This is a genomic window from Chitinophaga sp. S165 (assembly GCF_003182155.1).
GTDB lineage: Bacteria > Bacteroidota > Bacteroidia > Chitinophagales > Chitinophagaceae > Chitinophaga.
Window position 1 is genome coordinate 1 of sequence record NZ_QGTG01000021.1, and the last position, 7783, is coordinate 7783.

At 42.9% G+C, this 7783-nt stretch carries 4 protein-coding genes; 3 read left to right on the forward strand and 1 reads right to left on the reverse strand.

Going from position 1 to position 7783, the window contains the following annotated elements; genetic code table 11:
- Positions 1 to 373 precede the first annotated feature (373 nt).
- Complete coding sequence (locus tag C7475_RS32565) at positions 374 to 1561, forward strand: glycosyltransferase family 9 protein (protein WP_110057627.1); 1188 nt, start codon at positions 374 to 376, stop codon at positions 1559 to 1561.
- Between the two features lie 9 nt (positions 1562 to 1570).
- Here C7475_RS32565 and C7475_RS32570 read toward each other — a convergent pair whose 3' ends face one another.
- Positions 1571 to 2281 carry a thioesterase II family protein gene (locus C7475_RS32570; protein WP_110057628.1) on the reverse strand — a complete coding sequence of 237 codons (711 nt, stop codon included), beginning with the start codon at positions 2279 to 2281 and terminating at the stop codon, positions 1571 to 1573.
- 351 nt (positions 2282 to 2632) lie between these two features.
- Here C7475_RS32570 and C7475_RS32575 point away from each other — a divergent pair, with 351 nt between their 5' ends.
- On the forward strand, positions 2633 to 5041 hold the full coding sequence (locus C7475_RS32575) for an outer membrane beta-barrel family protein (protein ID WP_110057629.1): 2409 nt from the start codon (positions 2633 to 2635) through the stop codon (positions 5039 to 5041).
- Positions 5042 to 5063: 22 nt separating this feature from the next.
- The coding region (locus C7475_RS32580; RefSeq protein WP_146217728.1) for an amino acid adenylation domain-containing protein at positions 5064 to 7783 on the forward strand (2720 nt) is incomplete at its 3' end.

Genomic DNA, 7783 nt, shown 5'->3' on the forward strand with positions numbered 1-7783 from the left:
GCAGTTTTAGGCCGTAACGGAGTAGATTGGTATTATAAAGCCACTGCGCTGCCTGCAGGCGGCAGGGTCATTGCGGCAGTGAAAGATCTGCCGGGCAATCGAACGGTGAAGGAATTGCTGCTCACATAAAAAACGGCTTCACTGTTTACGAATGGCTTGTTTCTGCTTGGGAACATTCTCAAATACGTAGCTGTGACCTAATCACACGAATCCCCCAGGTTTCGACTTGATCCTTCATTAAGGTATTAGGTATGGAATGCCGTTTTAAAGATCTTCGAAAGATACAAAAAAGGTGAAGTGCTATTTTTCAATTCGCGGATTTGGAAGTTTATATTTTTTTTGTAACTTTTCTTTATGTAACCCGCGATAGACTATGCAACCTTCCAATATACTATTAGAGAGAATATTAGAAAATAACCAGCAACTCCAGGTAGAACACGTTAAAAAGATCTTAATCATCTATGAGGAAAAATCATTCTTCATTGGAGATACCTGTCTGCTGTTTAATAAGCTAAGGTATGTCAGGTCCTTCTTTCCGAATGCAGAGGTTGATATCAACTTTCTCAATAAGAAGAATATGAGATTGTACAGGCCTATTCTTGAGAATAGCCCCAATTTTGATAATATAAGAGACGACGAATGGTCTGACATTCCATTTGAAGATTACGATATGTTGCTATGTATTACATATAAAGAGCTGCTACTGCTGAACTTCTTGTATGAAAAATACCGGCACCAGATCCGTAACAGGCAATTCCACCTGGCGGTCTTCTCGTTCTCTGAAAGTATCCTCGCTAAAGAGCCTACTGCCGAGTACCTGTTCCCCGATTATGAGGCGCTGAGAGAATATACGGTCAGCAATAGCAGTAAGGTCCCATGTGAGCTCTACATTACCAATGAGGAACGTATGTGGGCGGATCAATGGCTTGAATCAAACGGGATGAAGAAAGGGGAGCGGCTCTGTATTCTGATGGACTCTGCGTCGGAAAAGAGAAAGCTGCTGAACATAGATGTGTATTTCGATTTTCTGGCCGGCATACTCAAACAACCCAATACCAAAGTATTGATCTTCGATGAAAAGAATATAGGTAAGGAGACTTTTTATAGCGAATGGCTGGGTAAAGAGGCTGTAAAGAATGTGATCTTTTCCAAACAGCTTCCATTCCGTCAGGACCTGGCACTCATCAGTTCCAGCTATACGAAAATGGTTTTCGGGCCTTGCACGGGACTGATGCATTGCGCTTCAAGTATCTATAATAACCTGTTCCGTAAAGGTATGCCTGTTGCAGAGATACCTTTACTTATCACTTATACGGGAGAGTACTTAGGCGAGCGTAACAGTATTAATGTCTGGTGGGGAAATGCTCCGCTAGTCAGCTGTCTGATATTGAAAGAAAGGGATAACCGGAAGGAAATTGTGCTGCTGAAGGATCTGAACCCGGAAGAGCGGAAGAAAAAAGATGCATTGCCTTGCAGAGAATATACGGCAGGGATGCTGATAAACCTCTTAGTTACCAGACTTCTGAAACCCAGTGGTCCAACGCCAATATCTGTTAATTAGCAGACAAGGTTATTTAACGGCTGCAGCCTGTTGATCTGACGCACAGCTGCTAAGTGTTTTTGCGATCTTCTCTGCGTGATCGTGCAGGAAGAAATGTCCACCCTTCAGTCCTTCATGGCTGAAAGTCCCCTTAGTATACAAACGCCAGTTCTCAATGTTGCTGTAGTTAGTTTCTTCCGTGCCCATAAAAGCATAGATCGGGGTGCTGATAATAATATTATTAAAAGCAGATAAGTCGTGTGATAATTTAAAATCCGCACGCAAGATCGGTTCATAGAACTCATACAGCTCTGCATTTTCCAGGAACTCATCAGACACGCCTCCGATACGTTTCAGTTCTTCCTTAAATGACTGATGATCAAGTTTGTAAACGGCCTTTATGTCTTCGTTGTCGCGCGGTCCGGCATTACCGCTTACTATCAGATGTTTAGGTGCAATGCCCATTTGCTCAAGTGCATGCGTAACATGAAATGCCAGCAATGCTCCCATACTATGCCCAAAAAGTATATCCCTGCCTGGTTGTATTTTTTCTTTTACCTGATATAATATATCAGTTACTGCCGCAGACGTTTCACGTATAATACTTTCTTTGATGCGCTTACCCCTGCCCGGTAGTTCTACAGTGTGCACATCGAACTTATTCAGATAGGGTTGCAGAAACTGAAAACTATACGAGCTGCCTCCGGCATAGTGTAAAAGGAAAATTCTGGGCTTTGTCATATCTGTAGAGAAAGATTTGTTATGCAATTTATAATTTTTCAAAAAGTTTGAAAAAATTAAAGGAGATATTGTAAATTAGCCCATAGCTGAAGTTAACCGGGAAGAGAATCCGAACGGTAGCCCATTAAATAACCAAATAAGTTTGAACCTGTTTTTGCCTATTTACTAAATTTAAATTGATGGCTGTTGGTACTACAACAATTAAACGAGAATCCACGATAACCTAAGTTTCTTTAATTCAGGAGGCTAAGTTTGTTAACGTGCATAACGTTGATCCATGTTATGTTGTTGGGTTTATTTTCAATTAAGCCTGGCAACTAAGACCGTTTAGAAAGACTACATTACACATCTATGAACACTGTTTATTACAGGGAGAGAATTTTTTTTCTGTTAAGGGTTTTGTTATGCTTATCACCACTGCTATGTAATTCCTTTAATATTTTCAGTCAGTCCAACAACTTTAGTATAACAGGGAGGATTGTTGACGCTGCAGGTGTGCCCGTAGAAGGTGCTTCTGTAACTTTGCTTTCAGCAAAGGATTCATCTGTGATCCTCGCCGGCCGTGCCTTCGGCGGACAATTAAAATTAGATGTCACGAAATATCAGCCGGTAATTTTGAAAATATCAGCCGTTGGGCTTAGTTCATTTGATACCTTAATTAACAATACACCTTTCCGCCCGGTCGTAGACCTGGGTACAATAAAACTGCATACAGATACAAAAGCATTACGTGAGGTAGAAATAACGGCAAGGCAGCAGGCCTTTAAGGTGGTTGACGGTAATATGAGTATCAATGTTGATAATACTCTTCTCTCTGCGAGTAATTCAGTTTCAGAACTGCTTTCTAAGACTCCGGGACTCTCTATGAAGGACGATGCCGTAGCAGTGGTAGGGAAAGGTGACGCTATCGTCTTTTATAACGGTGAACGCATCCCCGCAGAACGTTTACAGTCGTTGCAGGTATCCCAGATAAAACAGATAGAGATCATTACCAATCCGTCAACAAAATATGACGCAGAAGGAAAAGCTGTGATCAACATCATCGGTAAAAAGAAAATGGAAGATGGCCTGCTGGGAAGGGTCAGGCAGAATATCTCCCAGGGTAAATTCTTTTCAAGCGCTACAGACCTTTCACTGGATTATAAATTCAACAAATTTGCGATCTCTACAGGATTTAATTTTCAGACTGGTACCAGCGATGTACAAAGAGATTCCAGGTACAATGTTACTGATACGGCAGGTTACATAAGGAATACCTTATATAATAGTCGTACACACTCAAAATATATCCCTACATACAGGGTCGGTATTAATTATCATATAGATTCGTTGAGCACTTTTTCCATTGAATATAATGGTAATAAAACTGTGCAGGATAAGCGGATAGACAATCAGAACAGAACGCAGTATCTTAAAATTCCTACGCCCGTAGCGTATAGCAGTGTCAATAATTCCGAGGTAGATCTTGGTAGTAATACCGTTTCTGCCAACTATAACCGTACGCTGGATCCAAAAGGGAGCAACCTGTTTGTAGGTGCACAGTATTTCAGACAGATCTACAAATATGATAGCGATATACATCAAACTGATAGCGGTAATGTATCATCACACTTCAACAACACCTGGTATAATCGTATCCGCCTGATAAGCGTTCGTACAGACCTGGAGAAAGTTTTCGACAAGAATAATAAACTGACAACAGGAGTGAAGTTCGCGCAGGCTTCCACAGTAAGTGACATTAAATTTAGTGAAGAACATGGAGGAGAATGGGTGAATGTGGATGATCTGTCCCGGAAGTTCCGTTTCTCAGAAAATGTTCCTGCTGCCTATCTCGAATTTGGCCATAAATTTGATGCATACAGGCTCAATGCGGGCGTAAGGACAGAAATGTCCATCGTCCGTGGATATTCGGGCGCTGACCGCCAGAAAGTGATTGACACCAATTATGTCAACCTCTTCCCATTTGTGAAGGTGAGCAGGAAGAAAGGGAAATATGAATACACACTGAGCTATGCAACGCGTTTGCACAGACCTAGTTATGACGATCTTGACCCATTTACAGAGTATCATGACCCCACTGAAGTAGTAAAAGGAAACCCTTACCTGAGACCGTCTTATACGCATTCCCTGGAAGTGTCCTTAAGCTTTGATGATTACCTCTTCAAGGTAGGCTACATGCGGACCAAAAATGATATCAGTCCTTTCCTGCCTAATTACCTCGACAGCGGCCGGATCGAAATACAGAAAGTTAACCTGAATATCAGTAACGCCGCCTATCTCGGTGTGACCGTCCCGTTAAAGACAACATACTGGGAGGCGCAGACTACCTTTAATGTCAGCTATAGCAAGCTGAATGATAAGCGTTTCAGTCAGCTGAAGGATGAGGCTTTTCCATTGTTCTACATAAGCTCTTACCATACATTTTATATTCCGCATGTATTTAATGTGGAGCTACTGGGTGAGTATAACTCCAGGCAAAGTAATGGCTTCATTACCAACTATCACACCATCTGGACAGAGATGGCCATTTCCAGGAAGTTCCTGCATAATAAGCTGAATGCAAGACTATCTGCCAACGATGTAATTAATGCATTCTACCAGAGTGGTAGAAATGCATATGCCAATAGAGAGAATTATTACGAAAGAAGATTTTCAGCCAGGTTAGTGCGATTGTCACTGACATACAGTTTTGGTAAGCTGAAATCCGTTGACTACAAAAATGTTGGCGCTGCTAAAGAAGAGATCAATCGTGCCCATTAGTAAGTATTAAATTGTTACCCGGATGGATGCAGTATTAGGGACAAAAAGCTTGTCCGCTGCCCAGAAAGGAATTTTGCTGCGACATACGTTGCATAGCAACCAATCCTTTTTGAATGTTGGCGGCTACGCTTTTGTTAAAGGAAGTTTGGACCTGGACCGTCTTGCCTATGCTATACGTTTTGTGCTGAATGGCGCAGACGTTCTCGCCCTGTTATCGACGGCGGATGTTATACCGTCCGCAATAGAATATGATGTGGCCAGTAACGTGATGGTGCTGGGCTCCGAAGCCGCATGTAAAGAATGGATGCAAAAGGATATTCAGGTCCCCATCGTTGAACAGCGGCTTGTATTTTATGCACGCGTTTTGCAATGCGCTCCCGATACATTTTTCTGGTATGTTAAAACTCATCATATCCTGTTTGACGGATATTCAATGGCGCTTTTTTTTAATAAAGTATCTGATATATATAATAACCATGGTGAAGAACGGGATGCCGGTTTAAAGAGTTTTATAAGCTTCATTCAACAGGAACATGTTTATGAGCAGTCTGCTGCTTTTCAAAACGATCGCGAGTTTTGGACAGAAAAGGTGAAAGGTTTATCGGATGGCAATATGTTCCTCTCACTGGCCAATCCGACAAGAAGTAAAACCCTCACATCCGTCCGTAAGGAGTTGGCTTTCTCCAGGGAAAGATTTAGTCAGCTGCAAGAGTTTTGTGACCGGCATAATGTTACAGTTGCACATCTGCTTATAGCCGTTTTGTTATATCTGAACAGAAGCTTGAACAACGGTGCAGGAGTGCTGGGCATTCCTGTATTTAACCGCCCTGGTAACGATGAGAAACAGACACTGGGCGCCTGCATGAATGTTATACCTCTCTTCCTGGATATAGCACATATTGAAACTTTTGCTGCACTAGTGACTGCTGTCAGAAATGAGTTGAAGGTCACAGTTAAACATCAGCGATATGAGTTATTTAATATCCTGGATGTGCTGAGAACCGATGGCAGCTTTTTTAATGTAACCTTCTCTCATCAGAAAAATACCTATAACGGGAAACTGGGCAATGCAGATGTAGCAATTACATTTATGCATAATGGTAGCCAGCAGGAAGACCTTGCCGTTCATCTGCTGGAATACTCTGATACACGGCCCGTAGTGCTTTCATTTGATTATAGGGTAGATGTTTTTTCGGAAACACAGGTGGAATTGTTGATGGACAGCTTTAGTGAAATATTGGATCAGGCGCTGAGCACAGATGTCTCGCTAAAGGATCTTGCGATTGTAAATGAAGCCGAAGCTGCTAAACTATTGGACAGCTTTAATCGCAGACCGGATAAATATACCCCGGCCGATAATGTCCTGACGCAATTCACAGCCTGGACAGAAGCAACGCCTGCTGCTCCGGCTATAGTTTATCAGGATACAACATATAACTATCACGACCTGAATAATATTGCTGATGCGATCTGTACTTGGCTGAGAATAGAACATGGTATAAGGAAAGGTGATCGTATTGGCCTGAAGACAGACAGAACACCATTCTCCATAGCTGCTATTGTAGGCATATTGAAAGCAGGTGCTGTATATGTTCCCATCAGTCCCGATTATCCGGAAGAGCGAATTGCCTATATAGTGGAGGATAGCAGTTGCAAACTGCTGATCGACAATGATAGCTTGCAGCAATTCGATCAGGCAACATTCACCAATAGGCATAATGATGACATACTTATAGCCGATAGTGATCTTGCTTACATCATGTATACCTCCGGGTCAACGGGTCGCCCTAAAGGTGTAATGGTAACACATGGTAACGTCGGCGCCTTCGTGAATGCATTGCCGGACAGCTTTGGCTTTCGGCCAGGCTGGCGTATCGCTTCGCTGACGAGTCTCACATTTGATATATCGATACTTGAACTGCTGGGAGCAATTTGTAACGGTCTTAGCATCGTGTTGATGGAAGCGAAAGATCCTGTATTGGTATCATCTCGCTTGTCAGCCGGAGAAGTGGACGTGCTGCAGTTAACACCCTCCCGTTTACAACAGCTATTGAACGGAGGGATGGACACGCAGGTATTAAATCAGCTGAAAGTGATGCTGGTAGGTGGTGAAGCACTCCCCCCACATTTATATGAGTTATTAAAGCAACAGGATACCCGTGTATATAATGTATACGGTCCTACAGAAACAACCATATGGAGCAGCAGTCTTCTACTGAATGATAGTGAGACATTAAGTATAGGCCGTCCGCTGCCGGATGAACAACTGTATATCTTAAACACGTACGACCAGTTGTGTCCTGTTGGTATCCCGGGAGAGATCTGTATTGGTGGAGCTGGTGTAGCCCGCGGTTACCTGAACTTGGAAGGGTTGACCGCAGAGAAGTTCATAGCTGATCCATTCAGCGGCATCTCCGGTAGCCGTTTGTATCGCACGGGAGATATCGGCTATTGGCGTGAAGACGGCACGATCATGTATGTAGGTCGTCGCGACCAGCAGGTGAAAGTACGTGGCTATCGCATTGAACTTGGTGAAATAGAAAGTGTGCTGCAACAATACGAAGGTATCAGCCAATGTGCAGTCCTTGCCACCAGTGATAATACGCAATTGGTGGCTTATGTAGTGGTAACAGAAACGTTTGATAGGGAAGAGGTGCAAGCCTGGTTGCGGAGCCATTTACCGGCTTATATGGTGCCGGGCATATTTATTCCATTAGACCGTTTGCCGTTAACGACCAATGG